At 63.9% G+C, this 15,276-nt stretch carries 17 protein-coding genes; 5 read left to right on the top strand and 12 right to left on the bottom strand.

Annotated elements, in window-relative coordinates:
* From GGR13_RS16060 to GGR13_RS16040, 5 genes are all read right to left on the bottom strand, one after another.
* Positions 1 to 966 carry a DUF979 domain-containing protein gene (locus GGR13_RS16060; RefSeq protein WP_183214602.1) on the bottom strand — a complete coding sequence of 322 codons (966 nt, stop codon included), beginning with the start codon at positions 964 to 966 and terminating at the stop codon, positions 1 to 3.
* Positions 963 to 1,688 carry a DUF969 domain-containing protein gene (locus GGR13_RS16055; protein WP_183214601.1) on the bottom strand — a complete coding sequence of 242 codons (726 nt, stop codon included), beginning with the start codon at positions 1,686 to 1,688 and terminating at the stop codon, positions 963 to 965. The genes GGR13_RS16060 and GGR13_RS16055 overlap by 4 nt, the downstream gene beginning before the upstream one ends.
* Before the next feature lie 42 nt (positions 1,689 to 1,730).
* Complete coding sequence (locus tag GGR13_RS16050) at positions 1,731 to 5,372, bottom strand: hydantoinase B/oxoprolinase family protein (protein WP_183214600.1); 3,642 nt, start codon at positions 5,370 to 5,372, stop codon at positions 1,731 to 1,733.
* A gap of 347 nt (positions 5,373 to 5,719) precedes the next feature.
* Entirely contained in the window at positions 5,720 to 6,055 is a 336-nt protein-coding gene (locus tag GGR13_RS16045) for a VOC family protein (protein WP_183214599.1), read from the bottom strand.
* Positions 6,055 to 6,432: a TfoX/Sxy family protein gene (locus GGR13_RS16040; protein WP_183214598.1), complete on the bottom strand. Its 378-nt coding sequence runs from the start codon at positions 6,430 to 6,432 to the stop codon at positions 6,055 to 6,057. Before GGR13_RS16040 ends, GGR13_RS16045 begins: the two co-directional genes overlap by 1 nt.
* A 55-nt stretch (positions 6,433 to 6,487) precedes the next feature.
* On the opposite strand from GGR13_RS16040, the gene GGR13_RS16035 reads away from it, so the two are divergent.
* The 3 genes from GGR13_RS16035 to GGR13_RS16025 all read left to right on the top strand — a co-directional run bounded on the left by GGR13_RS16035 (position 6,488) and on the right by GGR13_RS16025 (position 9,489).
* Positions 6,488 to 7,186: a helix-turn-helix transcriptional regulator gene (locus tag GGR13_RS16035; RefSeq protein ID WP_183214597.1), complete on the top strand. Its 699-nt coding sequence runs from the start codon at positions 6,488 to 6,490 to the stop codon at positions 7,184 to 7,186.
* Between the two features lie 185 nt (positions 7,187 to 7,371).
* Positions 7,372 to 8,049, top strand: coding sequence for an SDR family oxidoreductase (locus tag GGR13_RS16030; RefSeq protein WP_183214596.1), 678 nt, complete (start codon positions 7,372 to 7,374; stop codon positions 8,047 to 8,049).
* Positions 8,050 to 8,172: 123 nt separating this feature from the next.
* Positions 8,173 to 9,489 (top strand): MFS transporter, encoded by a 1,317-nt coding sequence (locus GGR13_RS16025; RefSeq protein WP_221230768.1) that lies wholly within the window; start codon positions 8,173 to 8,175, stop codon positions 9,487 to 9,489.
* Between the two features lie 212 nt (positions 9,490 to 9,701).
* Here GGR13_RS16025 and GGR13_RS16020 read toward each other — a convergent pair whose 3' ends face one another.
* The 6 genes from GGR13_RS16020 to GGR13_RS15995 form a co-directional block, all read right to left on the bottom strand.
* Positions 9,702 to 10,466 carry a DNA polymerase III subunit epsilon gene (locus GGR13_RS16020; RefSeq protein WP_183214595.1) on the bottom strand — a complete coding sequence of 255 codons (765 nt, stop codon included), beginning with the start codon at positions 10,464 to 10,466 and terminating at the stop codon, positions 9,702 to 9,704.
* Positions 10,467 to 10,723: 257 nt separating this feature from the next.
* Entirely contained in the window at positions 10,724 to 11,878 is a 1,155-nt protein-coding gene (locus GGR13_RS16015; protein ID WP_343060459.1) for a histone deacetylase family protein, read from the bottom strand.
* A gap of 152 nt (positions 11,879 to 12,030) precedes the next feature.
* Positions 12,031 to 12,801, bottom strand: coding sequence for an exodeoxyribonuclease III (locus GGR13_RS16010; RefSeq protein WP_183214594.1), 771 nt, complete (start codon positions 12,799 to 12,801; stop codon positions 12,031 to 12,033).
* A 3-nt stretch (positions 12,802 to 12,804) separates the two neighbouring features.
* The gene (locus GGR13_RS16005) at positions 12,805 to 13,140 is read right to left on the bottom strand and encodes a hypothetical protein (protein WP_183214593.1); all 336 of its coding nucleotides are present in this window, start codon (positions 13,138 to 13,140) and stop codon (positions 12,805 to 12,807) included.
* Positions 13,137 to 13,724, bottom strand: a complete 588-nt coding sequence (locus tag GGR13_RS16000; protein WP_183214592.1) for a GDSL-type esterase/lipase family protein — start codon at positions 13,722 to 13,724, stop codon at positions 13,137 to 13,139. The genes GGR13_RS16005 and GGR13_RS16000 overlap by 4 nt, the downstream gene beginning before the upstream one ends.
* Positions 13,721 to 14,020 (bottom strand): hypothetical protein, encoded by a 300-nt coding sequence (locus GGR13_RS15995; RefSeq protein WP_183214591.1) that lies wholly within the window; start codon positions 14,018 to 14,020, stop codon positions 13,721 to 13,723. Before GGR13_RS15995 ends, GGR13_RS16000 begins: the two co-directional genes overlap by 4 nt.
* Positions 14,021 to 14,154: 134 nt before the next feature.
* Between GGR13_RS15995 and GGR13_RS15990 the strand changes: the two genes are divergently transcribed.
* Entirely contained in the window at positions 14,155 to 14,346 is a 192-nt protein-coding gene (locus tag GGR13_RS15990; RefSeq protein WP_183214590.1) for a hypothetical protein, read from the top strand.
* Positions 14,347 to 14,421: 75 nt separating this feature from the next.
* On the opposite strand, the gene GGR13_RS15985 is transcribed toward GGR13_RS15990, so the two are convergent.
* Entirely contained in the window at positions 14,422 to 14,652 is a 231-nt protein-coding gene (locus tag GGR13_RS15985) for a DUF3072 domain-containing protein (RefSeq protein WP_183214589.1), read from the bottom strand.
* A 200-nt stretch (positions 14,653 to 14,852) separates the two neighbouring features.
* On the opposite strand from GGR13_RS15985, the gene GGR13_RS15980 reads away from it, so the two are divergent.
* Entirely contained in the window at positions 14,853 to 15,251 is a 399-nt protein-coding gene (locus tag GGR13_RS15980; RefSeq protein WP_183214588.1) for a DUF6491 family protein, read from the top strand.
* Positions 15,252 to 15,276 lie beyond the last annotated feature (25 nt).

The raw sequence follows: 15,276 nt of genomic DNA, 5'->3' as shown, positions 1-15,276 counted from the left end.
TCAGAACCTGAAGGCAAGGAAGTACATCAGCGCGATGTTGACCCCGAGAATGATCACAGCCGTCGGCATCTGGGCCCGAATGACGCCGTTGAAAGGGGCTTCCCGATCAGGGAGTTCAAGCAGGTTCGCCGGGACCACATTGAAATTGGCTGCCATGGGCGTCATCAGCGTACCGCAGAAACCGGCCAGCATGCCGATCGCGCAGACAATGGCCGGATTGCCGCCGAACTGACCGACCACGAACGGAAGCCCGATCGCGGCGGTCATAACGGGAAAGGCGGCGAAGGCATTCCCCATGATGACCGTGAACAGGGCCATGCCCAGACAATAGGCGGCCACGGCCAGCAGGGGCGAGGTCAATGGGACCGCCTGCGTGACCAGTTCGCCGACGACGCCACCAACGTCCGCCGCCAGGAACACAGCGCCCAGCGAGGCCAGCATCTGGGGCAGGAGTGCGGCCCAACCGATCGAGTCCATCAGCCGCCGTCCTTCCTGCACAGGAGCCATGACCGGGGGCCGCAGCCAGGCCATGGCGATGAAGAGCGAGAGGAGACAGCCGAGCCCGAGCGCGATCAGCGTCGTCTGGGTCGAGGAGATCAGCCATTGTCCCGCGCCGGTGTGTTTTGCCGCCAGGGTTCCACCGACGGCCGCCAGCGGCACGATCAGCGCCGGAATGAAGAGGCTGTTTCGTCTCCGGGCCGCGCTGTCGCGTCGCTGCTCCAGAGTGGTCGTCGATGGTCGACCCACGCCCAGCGCTTTGAGACCGCCGACAACGACCAGCGCCAGAACCAGAACACCATTGCCGAGCCCGCCGAGCCAGGAGCCGAACAACATGGAGGCCGCGACGAGGGCCCAGAACACAGCGCTGCGAACACGGGTCGGATGCTCGGGGTCTCGAAGGGTCAGGATCGAGAAGGCCAGGAACATCAGGCCAAGCAGAACATAGGCGTGGTCGAGCGTGATCATCGGCCCGTCTCCGCGTCACGTGCAGCCAGACCACGGCGGATTTCCCGGTCGAAAAGCAGCAGCCGCACACCGTGGACAACGAAGGCGGCGATCGCGGTGGGAATCGCCCAGACCGAAAGCTGCAAGGGCTCGACGATGATCCCCGCCTGTTCAAGAAAGCCGACCATCAGCACGATCGAACCGATCGCAATGAAGATATCCTCGCCGAAGAACAGGCCGATATTGTCGGTAGCGGCGGACATGCTGCGGATGCGGAAGCGAACCCTGTCGGGGAGGTTGCCCCCCGCCTGAACCTCGGCCGCACCCTCGGCCATGGGCGCAACCAGCGGCCGGACCATCTGCGGGTGGCCGCCCAGCGAGGTCAGACCCAGCGCCGAGGTAGCCTGACGCACGACAAGGTAGCTCAGCAACAGCCGACCGGCCGTGGCAGCCCTGACCTGCGCGATCAACGTCCGGGCCCGTTCCTGCAGGCCAGCCCGTTCCAGCAGACCGATCACCGGAAGGATCAGCCAGGTAATGTGGAAATAGCGGTTGTCGTTGAAGGCCTCGCCAAACGCCGCCAGGGTTGCCACGGCCGCCTGCACCAACTCCCGAACCTCGACGCCGGGTTCCAGGGCCGCGGTCACGCCGGTGACGATGGCGGCGACCAGTATGACCAGCAGCGGATTGATGCGGGCGACAAAGCCCACGACGACGACCGCAATTCCCAGAAGCACCAGCATCGGATTCTCCCCTTGTCGGGATGGTCGCGCCGAACGCCCGGTTCAGGAAGCCCCTTTAGCGCCGAAACCGCCGCCGCCGGGCGTTTCGATGACAAAGACGTCACCTGCCGCCATCGCGACCTCGGCCGTTGCCCCAAGGAATTCCACGGACCCATCGGTGCGCTCCACCTGGTTCACCCCGACCGCACCGTCTTCGCCGCCGGCTGCGCCGAAGGGAGCGGTACGCCGGTGATTGGACAGGATGGCGGCCGTCAGCGGTTCGAGAAACCGCACCCGCCTGACGGCCCCGTCACCGCCCCGGTTGGCCCCGTTGCCGCCCGAACCGCGGCGGATGGCAAAGCCCTCAAGCAGCACCGGGAAGCGGGTCTCCAGCACTTCCGGATCCGTCAGGCGGCTGTTGGTCATGTGGGTCTGCACAGCCGAGGCACCATCGAAGCCCGGCCCGGCGCCTGAGCCGCCGGCTATGGTTTCGTAATACTGGCGCGCGTCGTCGCCAAAGGTGAAATTGTTCATCGTGCCCTGGCTGGCCGCCAGAATGCCGAGGGCTCCGTAAAGGCAGTCGACCACCGCCTGACTCGTTTCGACATTCCCTGCCACCACGGCCGCTGGGTAGCGGGGGTTCAGCATCGACCCCTCCGGCACGATCATCCGGATTGGCTTCAGACACCCTTCGTTCAGCGGAATGGCGTCGTCGACAAGGGTCCGGAAGACATAGAGCGTCGCAGCTCGCGTGATGGACAGGGGCGCATTGAAATTGCTGGGACGCTGGCCGCTGGTCCCACGGAAGTCGACCACGGCGCTGCGGGCAACCGGATCGACGTCGATCCGCACCTGGATGACCGCGCCGTCGTCCATTTCAAGGGCGAAAGAACCCGGTTTCAGCGCGGCGATCGCCCGCCGGACGGCCTCCTCGGCATTGTCCTGAATATGGCCCATGTAGGCTGCGACGACCGGCCTCCCGAATTCGGAGACCATTCTGACCAGTTCGTCGGCCCCGCGCGCGCAGGAGGCAATCTGGGCCTTCAGGTCGGCCATGTTCTGCTCAACGTTCCGTGACGGATAGGCACCGGAGGCGAACAGGGTGCGGGTTGCGCTGTCGCGCAACTGACCGGCGTCTACCAGCAGGAAGTCGTCGATCAGGACGCCCTCTTCCTCGACGGACGTTGAAGATGGCGGCATGGATCCGGGCGTGATGCCTCCGACATCCGCATGGTGTCCGCGTGCCGCGACGAAGAAGGCGGGCCCTTCGTCTCCCTCAAGGAACACCGGCATGATGACGGTAATGTCCGGCAGATGGGTGCCGCCGTTGTATGGGGCGTTCAGCATATAGACGTCGCCCCGCTCCATGCCGCGCCCGTCTGCTCCCGAGCCGCGAGAAGCGATCACGGTGCGGATGCTTTCTCCCATTGACCCGAGATGCACGGGGATGTGCGGAGCGTTTGCGATCAGGGCTCCTGAGGCGTCGAAAATGGCGCAGGAGAAGTCCAGACGTTCCTTGATGTTGACCGAATAGGCTGTGGCCCGCAGTGCCTCACCCATCTGCTCGGCGCAGGCCGTGAAGCGGCTGTTGAAGATCTCCAGCATGATCGGATCGGCATCGGTGCCGATGGCGCTGCGCCGGGGCAGGGGAGTCGTCCGCTCAAGGATCAGGTTCAGGCCAGCGTCCGTTGTCGCCCGCCAACCGGGTTCGACCACCGTCGTGCCGGTGTCCTCAAGAATGATCGCAGGCCCGGAAACGGCCGCAGCAGGACCGAAATCGCTGCGGCGATAGACGGGGGTGTCGTGTTCCAATCCCGCCATCCAGACCGGCCCTCGACCAACGATGCCTGGAACCGTGCCGGCATCGATGCCGGCCGCCGAACCCTGAGCCGGCATCGAGGCTGCGACCGCTTCCGCCTCCAGCATTTCCACGACGAGCGCCTTGTCATCAGCAAAGAAGCCGAACCGCTGACGATGAAGGCTGCCGAATGCACGCCGCATCTGATCAGACGGACCAAACGGAATGGCGAGCGGAGCGTCGGAGCCAGCGAACTTGACCTCCGCGCGGATCAGGGTTCTGAGCGCTGCGTCCTGGAATCCTTGCGCCACCAGGTCGCCCCTTGCCCTGGCCTCCAGTGCGGCGGCCTGTTGTGCGAGGTCGGTGTCGCTGGAGGCATCCAGGGGTACCGCCACTGTCGCCTGACGGATGGCCCGCACCTCGGCCAATCCCATCCCATAGGCCGACAGCACCCCGGCGAAGGGGTGCAGCATGACTCGCGTCATGCCCAGTGCATCCGCGACCAGGCAGGCATGCTGCCCTCCGGCACCGCCGAAGCAGTTGAGCACGTACCGTGTGACGTCGTAGCCGCGCTGGATCGAGACGGATTTGATCGCTTCGGCCATATTCTGGACGGCGATCGTGACGAAGCCCTCGGCCAGCGTTTGCGGGTTCGTCGGGCGGCCTGTGGCGCGGGAAACCTCTTCGGCCATGGCTTCGAACGCGGCCGTCACAGCATCGGCGTCCAGTGGTCGATCGCCGTTCGGCCCGAAGACAGCAGGAAACTGGTCGGGGCGCAGCTTGCCCAGCAAGACATTGCAGTCCGTCACGGTCAGGGGGCCACCACGGCGGTAAGCGGCGGGCCCGGGCACTGCCCCCGCAGACTCCGGTCCGACCCGAAGACGTGAGCCGTCAAAGCGGCAGATCGAGCCGCCACCTGCCGCCACGGTATGGATGCCCAGCATCGGCGCCCGCAGCCTCACCCCTGCAACGACGGCGTCGGATGTCCGCTCATAGTCGCCCGCGAAATGCGAGACGTCGGTCGATGTACCGCCCATGTCGAAACCGATGACCCGGTCGAAGCCAGCGGCCCGTGCTGTCTCGGCCATCCCCACCACGCCACCCGCCGGGCCGGAAAGAATGGCGTCCTTGCCGCGGAAGGCTTCCGCCGCTGTCAGTCCGCCGCTCGACTGCATGAAAAGCAGCGGGGTCGAGGAGCCAAGGTCGGCTCCAACGTGGTCGACATAGGCTTTCAGGATCGGGGACAGGTAGGCGTCCGCGACCGTCGTGTCGCCGCGTCCGATCAGCTTGATGAGCGCCCCTACCTCGTGACCGATGGAGATCTGTTCAAAACCGACCTCCCGGGCGATGCCAGCCAGCCGCCGTTCATGATCAGGGAACCGCCACCCGTGCATCAGCACGATGGCCAGCGCCCGGAACCCGGCTTCCCGCGCCGCCGTCAGGTCGACCCTCACCTGCGCCTCGTTCAGCGGGCGATCCATGGCACCGTCGGCCCGGAGCCGCTCGTCGACCTCGATCACCCGGTCATACAGCTGGTCGTTCAGCAAGATATGACGCGCGAACAAGTCGGGCCGGCTTTGCCAGCCAATACGCAGCGCATCACCGAAACCGCGCGTGATTGCCAGCACGACGGGTTCACCCTTGCGCTCAAGAAGAGCATTGGTGGCCACAGTCGTGCCCATACGGATCTCGGCCAACAGACCGGCTGGCAGCGGCCCATGCCCAACCCGCAGGATGCGGCGTATGCCCTCAACAGCGGCATCGCGGTATTGTTCGGGATTGTCAGACAGCAGTTTTCGCGTCTGCAGCACACCGTCGGGCGCTCGCGCGACGATATCAGTGAAGGTCCCGCCCCGGTCGATCCAGAAGCGCCAGCCCTCTGGGGTTCCGGTTTGTGCTCTGCTCATGCCCGCTCCGACTCATCCGTACCGATGGCTTATCGCAAACTTCGCCGGCACTGTTCGGTTAGGCCTAGGACAGAGCGGCTGCCATGCAAACTGCCGACGCTTTTTCAATCAATGGCACCCAGTCGCAAGGCGTGGGCGATGAAGCACCGAAAGAGGAACTATTCCTCGGCCCGGCGGGCCGTGCTCCGAGATCGCTGTCAGGCCGGACGACAAACCTTCAAGACAGCTGCCATGTCTGGATTGCAGACATTGTGGAACATGCGTCTGAGACCGCGAAACGGGCTGGCAGCCTCTCTCCATTCGGCAGGTAAGAACCGACCTCTCGAGACATTTACGTGCTGAAGTCGTCAGTCCGCCTTCAGGGCAGCCAGCTCGTTTCCGCTCGGATCCCGAAAGTGAAAGCGTCGACCACCCGGAAAGGCGAAGATCGGTTGGGTGATGATCCCTCCCGCCTTGCCGACCGCTTCGAAGGTGGCCTCCAGATCATCGACAGCAATGACGACCAGGGGCGCGGAGGTGGCCTCGCTGGCGTCCGCCTGCAAGCCGAGATCCACGTTTCCTGTCATTGTGCATGAGTAGCTTGGACCGAAGTCGGCAAAGGCAAAGCCGAACGCATCGTCATAGAACGCCCGGGTTGTCGACAGGTTGGATGCCGGCAACTCAACGAAGCTGATACGAGACATCACTTGCCCTCCAGAGAGTTCTTGCGCGGCTTTCCAGTCTTCGGCTTCAGGCCGGCCGCACCCCGCGCGATCCATGATCGAAGGTTGTCCGGATCAGATAGGACCGCCTCAGGCAACAGCAGATAGCTCTTGCTGGGCGGATCCTGCGGTTCGTACCGAAGCGGCTTCACGTCCGGGACCGCGCTCAATGCTGTGTGATCCGCGCCCGTCATCTTGAGCGCAAGCCCGACATTCGACAGGGAAGCGAACGCCTTGCCGTCCGCATAGCCAAAGATGCCGCCGAACATCGGGCGGAACGCGAGTTCAAGGTCGGGCGGGCTCGCGGCCTCCATGATGGCCTGTAACGCCTTCGGATCGTGCTCCACGCCGCGCCTCATCCCTGTTCAATCGACCCTATGCATACACCCGCCCTCCTGCCAACATGGTGTCAGCATGACGCGCCGCGCCGACCGACTCCTTGCCCTGCTCGAACGGCTCAGGAGCCGTCCGGTCAGCACGGCCGCAAGCCTCGCTGCCTCGCTCGAAGTATCCATACGTACGGTGTACCGCGACATTGATGCCCTGGTCGCCACCGGGGTCCCGGTGCGCGGCGAAGCGGGCGTCGGCTATGTGCTGGAAGCCGGGTATCATCTGCCGCCACTGAATCTCACGGCCGAAGAAGCGGAAGCCCTTGCGCTCGGTGCGCGGGTGCTCGCCACCTGGAGCGACGGGGCCGTGGCCGGGCAGGCCTCTGCGGCGCTGGCGAAGATCCGCGCCGTCCTGCCTGCGTCGGGTCAGGCGGGGGTCGATCGGGATCTGTTCTGGGCACCACAATGGGTGGATCGCATCGCGCCCAGGGTCGACTTGCTTGAGCTGAAGCGGGCCGCGCAAGGTCGGCGCGTGCTGGAGATCGAATATGAGGCGCTGAGCGGGGCTCGCACCACCCGCACCGTGCGCCCGCTCTCGATCAATTTCTTCGGCCCGGTCTGGCTGTTGGCGGCCTGGTGCGAGCAGGCGGAAGATTTCCGGTGTTTCAGGCTCGATCGCATCCATTCCATGAGCGCAACCGGCAGCACGTTTCGTGATGAGGACGGCAAGCGACTTGCTGACTTCAAGCGGATCAAGAGTGAGACAGCGCTCAGCGGAGTTTGACACGATCGCGAATGACGCATCGGGTCGTGAACGGGGATGCAGGAGGGGGCGCAGTGGACAGGACCCAGTCACTTAAAAGTTGACGACGACCTTTTCCGCACAGGCCGCATCACCCCGACAGTGGCTGATCGACTGCAACGTTTGCTGACCGGAACTGTTTCACCCCCGCATCGCTTGAAGCCCGGATGAAGACAGCCATCGTCACCGGTTCCGCAGGCCTGATCGGCCGCGGCATTTGCCAGGCCCTCATTGCAAGCGGCTGGACCGTGGCCGCATTCGATCTGGAACCGAGTCCAGACGACAGTCGGTCGGTGATCTGCGATGTCGGCGATGAGGCTTCGGTCCAGGCCGCTTTCGAAGCGCTGGGGTGGGAGACCCTCGATCTTCTTGTCAACAATGCCGGTATCGCCGGGCCAGACAGAGGTCCGATGGCAGAACTGTCGCTCGCCGAGTGGCGCAAGGTAATCGACAGCCACCTGACCGGCACATTCCTGATGAGCCGCGCGTCCATTCCCCTGCTCAGCGAAGGTGGTGCCATTATCAATATGGTATCGACGCGGGCTTTCATGTCGGAGCCGAACACTGAGGCCTACTCAGCCGCCAAGGGTGCCCTGGTGGCGTTGACCCATTCGATGGCGATCAGCCTGGGGCCGAAGGTGAGGGTCAATGCGATTGCTCCAGGCTGGATCTCTGACGGAGAAGACCTTCGCCCGGTCGACCATGAGCAACACCCGGTTGGCCGCGTCGGCCGCGCTGACGATATCGCAAATGCTGTACTCTATCTGGCTGGAGCCGGGTTCATCACCGGCCAAGTGCTGACGTTGGATGGGGGTATGACCCGCAAGATGATCTACGCCGAATAGATTGGCTGGCCTCACGCCGCTTCTCTCTGCGATGGAACGAAGGCAGGGAGATGCGTTCGCTTATCGTGTGGCGGCAGGAACGGCAGTAGATACAGATTTGTCCCACCGATCACTGCCGTTTCCATGACCCCTGTCGATGCCCTGCCGCCTTCGCAGTTACCGATGTCGCGCCGCTCGATGGCGATCGCGGCATTCTCGACTGTCGTCGAATGGTACGATTTCACCCTGTATCTGTTTCTCGCAACCGTGCTCTCGCGCGTGTTCTACGGTGGCGGGGAAGGATCGCTGGTCGCGACCCTGGCCGGCTTTGCCGTCGCCTATCTGATGCGCCCGCTCGGCGCGGTCGTGTTCGGGCATTTCGGCGACCGGTTCGGACGGCGTCCGATGATGCTGATCTCGGTCGGGATGATGACCGCTGCCATGCTCGCGACCGCCCTGCTGCCGCCCCAGTCCGCGATCGGTCCCGCCGCAGGCTGGAGCCTTCTAGCCTTGCGTTGCATCATGGGGTTCGCGGTAGGCGGAGAATACACCGGTGTCGTCGCCTATCTGATGGAGGGCGCGCCGCCACGTCGTCGCGGGCTCGTGGCCTCGCTCGCCTCGGCGGCGAGCGAGGTCGGCGCGCTTCTCGCCGTCGCTGTTTCGGCTCTTACCGTTCATGCGCTGAGCCAGGCGGATATGGACGCGTGGGGCTGGCGGATCCCCTTCCTGTTCGGATCTGCCCTGGCCCTGGGAGTCTGGCTGGCGCGCTCGACGATGCAGGAGTCTCCGGACTTCGAGCGCCAGCGGGCCTTGGATACGATCCCCAGACAACCCCTGCGCTACGCTCTTGCTCACCATCGCACGGGCATCCTGCGCGGGTTCGCCATCTCGGCGCTCGGCTCCATCACCTATTACGTCGGCATCACCTACGTCCCCGCCTACCTCACCTCGGTCGGACGGATGGGTGAAGCCCTGGCGCTTTGGATGGCGACTGTCGCTGCCGTCGTCGTGATCGCGATCACGCCCCTCGTCGGGGCTCTGTCCGATCGGGTCGGGCGGCGGCCGGTGCTGGTAGGGCTTGCCTTGATGAGTGCAATACTGCCCGCGACCCTGTTTTCCGTGATGGCGAATGGGAGCCAGCTCCAGGCGTTGCTTGGCGCAGTGGCCCTGGCTGCTGTTGCCGCCGGCGTCAGCGCGGTTGGGGCAGTCTCGACCGCAGAACAGTTTCCCGGCGAAGGACGGCTGACCGGTCTGGCCCTGGGAGCCACGACCGCAACCGCATTTTTCGGGGGCCTGACACCCTATGTGGCGCAGATCGTGATCGAGCGAACGGGATGGGCCATGACGCCCGGGATCATGATCGCCATCGTCGGCCTTTGCGTCCTCCCTCTCCTGATATCGATGCCGGAGACGGCTCCAGCCAAATGCCCACTCCGAGAGCCGTACGCCGGTCGCGGCTGAAGACCGTCTGTGGATCGTTAGATCAAGCACGGGCGTCGATGTTGCCCAGCTAAACAGGGTCGGCGAGAGGCGCTCCGCTCTTCTGGAACCTGAAGGCGACCAATGTCGACACCGCAACGGATTGACGGTCGCCGCGGGGTGAACCCAGGCGGAGAGGGGCTTTTGAGCGGCATTGATAACCCTCACAGGGCCACCCTCTTGGGCTCAGCCCTTTACAGGAACGAGCCCTGACGTGGCGTCTCGGGAGCAGGGCCTGGCTGGCCATGGCGTCTCTGGATCTCCGTTAGGGCGCTGAATCGCAGGCTTTCGTCCCGATCCCTGACCAGGCTTTCCAGAGCTCTGTCGTCCAGCGCCGACCATGGCCTGCCGCGATCGGGTCCGGACGGCACGCGCGGCAACAGGCCCGGCTCCGAACTCCAGGCCAACAACTGGCTCATGGGTACGGCGTTCAGCATGTCTCGGAGGTGGTGGGCCGTTACATAGGCATCGGGCAATGCCCGATGGGCCGGCAGGCCGAGTTCATGCACCAGGCCTTCCGGCCGACGCTGATATCGCAGCATCTGGTTGGAGAAACGGGGGAGCTCCGGCCAGAGACGCATTGCGCACTTCCAGGTGCAGATCCATGCGGCTCCCCCTGTGAACCGTGGCGAGCAATAGCGCTGTTCGAAAGCTGCGCGATGGGCGGCCAGGGTCAGGACTTCATCGCCGGGTCGCAGGACCGACCCCGCAATGTTCCTCCAGTAGGGCGCATTGGCAACCCAGTCGTCCAGGATGTGGTGCACGGCCATGGTGTCTGCAGAGATCGGTCGGCCGGGATTGACGAAGAGGGCACCGCGTTGTTCGGCGATCTGCCACTGACCGTCCTCAGCCTGTTCGACATCCTGCCAGCCGATCTCGCAAACGTCCATCACGCCGGTTCCAGCCGTCTCGAGGTCGACGACACGGACACGCGATGGCGACTTCGAATCCTTTGTCACGACCTGGCCTTCGCACCCTTCTTGCCGAGAACGGATTGCGCCTTGGATGATTGCCCGGGGTTGGCCTTGCGCTTCCTGGCCGCCGTTGCATTGGCGCGCTTAGCGGCATGGATCCCATTGCCTTTCGTGTCCGACATCACCGATCCCTTCATGGACTTTCGGGAGCGCCCGCTCTTGCATGGGGTTCCCTGCATGCGTCCCGCCACCGCATCAGCAATCGCACGTGACCATCACATATGGCTCGCAGTCTGACACGTTCAGGCTCGACCTCGTCCTGCAAGGCCATGGCGCCAGACGTCGACGCTCGCGCGGTGCAGATTGGCATGGCGGTTCGCGAGGCGGTCGATGTCCTCATAGCCCCCGCCGATGACGCCCACGACCGGAGCGAACGGCAAGCAGGTCGCCAGCACGTAAGTATCCCGCGCGAGCAGTCCCTGATCGGTCAGGGCCAGTCGGCCCAGACTATCGGTCTCATGGGGATCGACACCCGCGTTGTAGAAGACGAGGTCCGGCCGAACGTGCTCCAGCAAGCCCGGAATTTGCGCTCGCAGCTCAGCCAGATAGGCTTCGTCACCGGTCCCGTCGGGAAGATCGATGTCCAGGTCGCTCGGACCCCGGCGGGTGGGGTAGTTCTTTGCCCCGTGCATGGAGAAGGTGAAGACCCTCGGCTCGTTCTCGAAGATGAACGCTGTGCCGTCGCCCTGGTGCACGTCGAGATCAATGACCAGAGCGCGTTGGATCTCGCCGGTGTCGATCATCAGCCGAGCGACCACGCCGACGTCGTTGAAGACGCAGAAGCCGGAACCGCCCTTTGGCCCGGCGTGGTGGCTGCCACCCGCGGTGTTGCAGGCGAGGCCATGACGCAAGGCCAGGCGCGCTGCGAGGAGAGTGCCGCCGACTTCTGCCTGTGAGCGGGTAACGATGTCCAGCGTGACCGGCAGGCCTATCACGCGTTCGACATGCGCTGGTACGGCGACATCCAGGACCTGTCGAACGTACATGGGGTCGTGGACAGCGGCGAGCATGTCAAAACTGGCGAGTTCGGGGATGTGTAGCCCCTCAGGACCAATCAGGCCCTCCTTTTCCAGCAGTTGCGCAAGCCGGGCGTACTTCTGCATCGGGAAGCGGTGACCCGGCGAAAGCGGGGCGCTGTAGGCCGGATGGTAGACAATCGGCGGAAGAGGAAAGGGGGTGGACATGATGACCGATCGGCTATGCGCTTCGCGGGCGATGTGCTGCACCCGCGCATAGGCCGCAACAATCACGCTGACTGTCGCAGGAGCGGGGCCGGGAAAGTGCCCTTTCGGTCCTGTGCGGGCGCGCTCCTTGCGGCCGGCGTCTGGGATTGGCTGGGCGCGGGGCTCTTCTCGACCGGCCAGCGTACCAATGACCGCGAAGATCAGAAGGGCCACCGTCGGGGTTTCCGCTAGAGGGGCCTATAGGCGACCGCGGTGTGTCGTCAGGATGAGTTTCGCAGTTTCCTATTCGGGACGCCCTCAAAGGCTCGGTTAAAAAACTTCAGTAAATCAACAGATTGTAGTCGTCTGTTGATCTTTCAGTACCATCAGCGGAGTTCGATCCACACGGGTGCATGATCGCTCGCACCGGGCTGACCGCGGACTTCACGATCGACGCCGGCATCCGTCAGACGCGTGGCTGCCGCGTCGTTCAGCAGCAGATGGTCGATCCTCAAGCCTGCATCCCGCTCCCACGCCTTTCTGAGATACGCCCAGAAGGTCCACTGCGGATCGTGGGGGTAGCGTTCTGCCAGGGCGTCGGTCCAGCCCTCGGCCAGCAGTTGGGCAAACGAAGCGCGCGGCTCCGGTTGGAGCAGGGCATTGGTTATCCAGGACCGGGGATCGTAGATGTCGGCATCGGTCGGCACGACGTTGAAATCTCCAGCCAGGACGACCGGAGCATCGAGTTTGAGCAGCCCCCTCGCGTGGGTCAACAGCCAGTCGAACCAGGCCAGTTTGTAGTCGAACTTCGGCCCGGGCCGGGGATTGCCGTTTGGCAGATAGAGACAGGCGATCAGCACACCCTCGACCGCCGCCTCGACATAGCGGCTCTGAGTATCTTTCGCGTCACCGGGAAGGCTTCGGCGCGTCACGACCGGCATGCCATGTCGCGACGCGATGGCAACGCCGTTCCACCTCGCTTCGCCGACCCAGACGCTGTGGTAACCGAGGTCACGCAGCGCGGTCTCCGGAAAGCTGCTGGTCGATGCCTTCAACTCCTGAAGGCAAATCACATCCGGACGCGTGTCTTCCAGCCAGACCTTCAGGTTCGACAGGCGGGTGTTGACGCCATTGATGTTGAAGGTCGCAATCCTCATTCCTTATTCCTCAGCACCCGCAAGGCCAGCGAACCAGTCGGCATAAATCGTGGTTCTCGCCATGTGCCTGTTCAGGTCCGGACTGCCGTCCTTCCACCAGACGGGACCCCGTTCTCCCAGAGCCACCTTGGCATCGTTTACCGCCTTGCGAGCCTGGCTCAAGGCTGCTGGATCACCTTCGCGCCGGGCCGAACCGACAAGGGCGCGAGCGCGCATCAGTTCCGACACCCGCTGGATCCGTTCGGCCTCGGGAAGTGCCGGATTGGATTTCCGCCACAAACGACCCCGCACGACAAAGTATCGGCCATCCGGTGTGTCAGGGTAGGTTGTGACGGTCACAGACCGTCTCCGGACCGGTCCAGCAAGGCCTTCCCAACGAAGGGCGCCAGCCGTTGGGCGATGACGCCGATCCCGGCAGCATTGGGATGGATACGGTCGCTCTGATTGAACCTTGGATCCAGCGCCACACCTTCCAGCAGAAAGGGGTAAAGGGCCACGCCGTGTCGTTGCGCCAAGGTCGGGAACACGGCATCGAAGGCTGGCGCATAGGTCGACAGCCACGCGGGTGCCCTCATCCCGCACAGCAAGACATCAATCCCGCGGGCCGCCAGCGCGCCGATGATCGCATGAAGATTCTGCGTGATCTGATGCGGTGGCAGGGCCTGCATCAGGTCGTTGGCACCCAGGGCGACGACGCAAAGGTCCGTGTCTGCAGGGACATCCCTGTGCAGTCGCGCCAGACCGCCACCCGTCGTGTCACCGTCAAGCCCTGCACCAATCACGCGAGCCGGGACCCCCAGATCGTCCAATGCGGTGCCTAACTGTGCTGGAAGAGCGTCTCTTTCTGAAAGGCCGTATCCAGCCGAAATGGAGTCGCCGAACAGGGTGACAACAGGGGCGGTGTTACGTCCGCCTGGGCTCACGCGTCTTCGCCGCCCATCTCCCTGAACACGTCTGTCACAACAGCGTCCAAGGCATCATCCTGCAGATCGACCGATACCTCGATCTGGCCATTCAGGGCCGCATCGGACCGCCCGGCTTCTGTTGCCGCAGCGTCGGGTTGATCCGAACCTGAAACCCGTTCACCGGCGGAGTTTGCACTGCCCTCGGGCGACACGAAGATGTCTGACCGTTCGAGGCCATGTTGCTGCACAAGGTGTTCAACGGCCAGTTCGGCATCCCGTCGGGTGGCAAAGGTGGTCTTGAGGGTCTTGCTCATCATTCTGTCCTTTGGGTGTACCGACCTAACGCGCACCTCTCGCTGCCGCTCCGACGTCCTTCGGGATATCGTTACGGATCGCGCGGAACCGGAAGGCCGGCGGTCGGGTTGGTTCAGGACAAGGAGTGACCCTGATGACTGATCCAACACCCACCTCACCAGACCATCCCACGCCGACGACCGTCCCCGACGATGCCGGGGCCGGTGTCAAGCGCCCGGATGAAGGGGGTACCCAGCAACCGGGCCAGGTCCGGACCCCGCCGGCCCCCGGGGGCGACGGTGCGGCCGGAGCGGGTGGGCCCGACGGTTTCGGGACCGGAACCTGATCAGGCTTTCGGCGAGACCAGAACGGCGACCCATGGGGTCGCCGTTCTTCGTTTCGGTGGCTATGGCAGGCTTCGTCAGCCGGGGGCGCTTAATCGGCCCTTCAGTTCGTCGATCCGTCTCGAGGCTTCAGCCTTGTCCAGACCAGGTTCAAAAGCATCAGGCAAATCCATCTCTTCCGACAGGGTTTTGAGATAGGATGCCTGGGCTCCGGTCATCGGATCGCCACCCGAAACCCAGTCGTCCGGGTCCTTCTCGGTGTTGCTTTTCGGATCGGGATCCAGTTTGGGATTCGTATCATCGGTCATCAGTGTTCTCCTGTGTTCCCGTAATGTTCCTGCCCGCTTCAGGTTCCGGTCTTCCACTCCCAAAGATTGATCTGCACATCGAGCCGCGACCATACTCCACGTCGATGGCTGAGCGGCACGAACCCTTCGGTCCATCGCGGTCTTGTCACCCAGAGTCGGACGCTCGAGCCTGAACGCCGAACGCTTTCCAGGAGGCTAGAATGACACGTCTACTCATCGTTGCTGCGGCCACCGTGACCCTGGCGAGTTGTGCGCCCGGCGGGATTTCGTCGCAGGATGGTACCGCGATCCCCGATACCGACCGGCAATGCTTCCTGTCCTCGACAATCACAAATTTTCGCTCTGAAGGCGACACGACGACCTACGTGCGGGCAGGTCGCAACGAAGTGTTCGAGCTGAACAGCGGATTTTGCCGAGGGCTGAGTTCAGCGCGTAGCCTGACACTAAGCGGCAATCAGGCTTGCACAGGCGAGACGGTCGACATTGCCATATCGGGGCCGTCCTTAACCAATGAAAACAACAGCATCTGCAGGGCCCAAGTCATTCGCCAGCTCACTCAGGATGACGTGGCCACTCTGCCAGCGCGTCTGCGTCCTTGAGCATCATGGCTTCGTCTTCGCCCGG

Origin of the sequence: Brevundimonas variabilis, from assembly GCF_014199945.1 — a bacterium.
Lineage (GTDB): Bacteria > Pseudomonadota > Alphaproteobacteria > Caulobacterales > Caulobacteraceae > Brevundimonas > Brevundimonas variabilis.
The sequence above is the reverse complement of the archived record's forward strand: the minus strand, read 5'-3'. Positions and strand labels throughout refer to the sequence as shown.

Excerpts from the sequence above, each read along its gene's own strand:
- GGR13_RS16060 (WP_183214602.1), bottom strand. The coding sequence starts at position 966 with ATGATCACGCTCGACCACGCCTATGTTCTGCTTGGCCTGATGTTCCTG.
- GGR13_RS16055 (WP_183214601.1), bottom strand. The coding sequence starts at position 1,688 with ATGCTGGTGCTTCTGGGAATTGCGGTCGTCGTCGTGGGCTTTGTCGCC.
- GGR13_RS16050 (WP_183214600.1), bottom strand. The coding sequence starts at position 5,372 with ATGAGCAGAGCACAAACCGGAACCCCAGAGGGCTGGCGCTTCTGGATC.
- GGR13_RS16045 (WP_183214599.1), bottom strand. The coding sequence starts at position 6,055 with ATGTCTCGTATCAGCTTCGTTGAGTTGCCGGCATCCAACCTGTCGACA.
- GGR13_RS16040 (WP_183214598.1), bottom strand. The coding sequence starts at position 6,432 with ATGAGGCGCGGCGTGGAGCACGATCCGAAGGCGTTACAGGCCATCATG.
- GGR13_RS16035 (WP_183214597.1), top strand. The coding sequence starts at position 6,488 with ATGACGCGCCGCGCCGACCGACTCCTTGCCCTGCTCGAACGGCTCAGG.
- GGR13_RS16030 (WP_183214596.1), top strand. The coding sequence starts at position 7,372 with ATGAAGACAGCCATCGTCACCGGTTCCGCAGGCCTGATCGGCCGCGGC.
- GGR13_RS16025 (WP_221230768.1), top strand. The coding sequence starts at position 8,173 with ATGACCCCTGTCGATGCCCTGCCGCCTTCGCAGTTACCGATGTCGCGC.
- GGR13_RS16010 (WP_183214594.1), bottom strand. The coding sequence starts at position 12,801 with ATGAGGATTGCGACCTTCAACATCAATGGCGTCAACACCCGCCTGTCG.
- GGR13_RS15995 (WP_183214591.1), bottom strand. The coding sequence starts at position 14,020 with ATGAGCAAGACCCTCAAGACCACCTTTGCCACCCGACGGGATGCCGAA.
- GGR13_RS15990 (WP_183214590.1), top strand. The coding sequence starts at position 14,155 with ATGACTGATCCAACACCCACCTCACCAGACCATCCCACGCCGACGACC.
- GGR13_RS15985 (WP_183214589.1), bottom strand. The coding sequence starts at position 14,652 with ATGACCGATGATACGAATCCCAAACTGGATCCCGATCCGAAAAGCAAC.
- GGR13_RS15980 (WP_183214588.1), top strand. The coding sequence starts at position 14,853 with ATGACACGTCTACTCATCGTTGCTGCGGCCACCGTGACCCTGGCGAGT.